Origin of the sequence: Arthrobacter sp. I3 (assembly GCF_000520575.1) — a bacterium.
GTDB lineage: Bacteria > Actinomycetota > Actinomycetes > Actinomycetales > Micrococcaceae > Arthrobacter > Arthrobacter humicola_A.
Genome location: NZ_KI914914.1, coordinates 67,665 through 69,008, shown reverse-complemented (window position 1 = coordinate 69,008; position 1,344 = coordinate 67,665). Strand labels below are relative to the sequence as shown.

The 1,344-nt window shown below is 66.9% G+C and carries 3 protein-coding genes and 1 pseudogene; 1 reads left to right on the top strand and 3 read right to left on the bottom strand.

Annotated features, from left to right (window positions below):
• Positions 1 to 233, bottom strand: a 233-nt coding sequence (locus tag Y706_RS24175) for a J domain-containing protein (RefSeq protein ID WP_162159065.1), incomplete at its 3' end; no start/stop codon positions are given.
• Positions 234 to 298: 65 nt separating this feature from the next.
• Positions 299 to 724, bottom strand: coding sequence for an Hsp20/alpha crystallin family protein (locus Y706_RS0107625; protein WP_028276132.1), 426 nt, complete (start codon positions 722 to 724; stop codon positions 299 to 301).
• Positions 725 to 863: 139 nt separating this feature from the next.
• On the opposite strand from Y706_RS0107625, the gene Y706_RS0107620 reads away from it, so the two are divergent.
• Positions 864 to 1,151 (top strand): MerR family transcriptional regulator, encoded by a 288-nt coding sequence (locus Y706_RS0107620; RefSeq protein WP_028276131.1) that lies wholly within the window; start codon positions 864 to 866, stop codon positions 1,149 to 1,151.
• A 6-nt stretch (positions 1,152 to 1,157) separates the two neighbouring features.
• On the opposite strand, the pseudogene Y706_RS27930 reads toward Y706_RS0107620, so the two are convergent.
• Positions 1,158 to 1,344, bottom strand: a pseudogene (locus Y706_RS27930) (PAP2 family protein); the annotation flags it as partial.

The window sequence follows — 1,344 nt, the reverse complement described above, 5'->3', positions numbered from 1 at the left end:
GCGGGACGCCAGCCGCCGGCGTCGTAGTCCGCCCGGCTCCTGGCGTCCCGCAGCACGGCGAAAGCGTGCAGAATGGCGCCGACATCGGGAGGGTCGGGGTCAGACTGGCCGACGTCGGGATGGTGCCGGCGCATCAGCGCCCGGAAGGCGCGGCCAATCTCCTGCCTGCCCGCCTCCGGCGAGACGTGCAATAGCGCGTAGTAGCCTCGGGGATCAGGGTTCCTGCCGGCCATGGTCGGTCTCCGTTGCATGCAGCCGGAGCCGGAGCGACGCTGCGGGCGCCGCTCCGGCCCGGGGGCTACTTCCCGATCTCCTGCATCTTGTCCTGCGAACGGGTGACTTCAATCTTCCGCGGCTTGGCGGCCTCCGCCACCGGGATGCGGAGCGTCAGGACGCCGTCGGCGTAGTTTGCCTTGACGTTCTCCGTGTCCAGAGTGTCGCCGAGGATCAGCTGGCGGCTGAACACTCCACGGGGGCGCTCCGAGACCGTCAGTTCCACGTCGGGCCGCGCCGGGTCCCGCCGTTCCGCCCGGACCGTCAGGACGTTGCGCTCAATGTCGAGTCCGATCGAGTCGACATTGACCCCCGGAAGATCGAACGCGACGACGAATACGCCGTCTTCCTGCCACGCGTCCATGGGCATGGGCGCCGGGCGTGCCGCCGTCCCGAACACCTGCTGCGCAAGCCGGTCGAAGTCACGGAACGGGTCCGTCCGAATCAACATCATTTCCCACTCCTTCAGCGAGACTTGATCTGCATTCCTTCTACAGCCCACCACAATTTTTGTGTGGTAGTGGGTATAGATTTTTTATAGCACCGGTGAAACACTGATGCAAGGGAATTTCCGGAACGGGAGGAAGACCATGGCGGACCGAGGCGCGAATTCAGGCCTGTACGCCATCTCGGTAGTGGCGCAGCTGGTGGGCACGGGGCAGCAGAATATCCGGCTCTACGAGCGCCGGGGGCTCCTCGCGCCGGACCGCACTGCGGGTGGCACCCGGCAATACAGCGACGCAGACCTTGTGGTGCTGCGGCGGATCGGCCAACTCCTGGCAGAGGGGCTTAACCTGGCCGGCGTGGCCAAGGTGATGGAACTCGAGGCCGCCAACGCCCGGCTGCGGGCCGAACTCAAGCGGGCGCGCAGCCGCTGACGGTGCTCAGTCCTGGCTGGTGTCGGCGGTGGAGAGCGTCCCGGTGACCTGTTCGCCCGGAATCCGCGCCGTCCGCCAGGTGTCCAGCGCAATGACGCCGCCCAGGATCACGAGCGAGATCGAGAAGGCGCCCAGGGCGTCCGTCATCCAGTGGTAGCCGAGGTAGAGGCGGCTGACGGCGGCGAAGAAGATG

What these genes read in the sequence shown, in the direction of transcription:
- Y706_RS0107625 (WP_028276132.1), bottom strand. Translation starts at nt 724, where the DNA reads ATGTTGATTCGGACGGACCCGTTCCGTGACTTCGACCGGCTTGCGCAG.
- Y706_RS0107620 (WP_028276131.1), top strand. Translation starts at nt 864, where the DNA reads ATGGCGGACCGAGGCGCGAATTCAGGCCTGTACGCCATCTCGGTAGTG.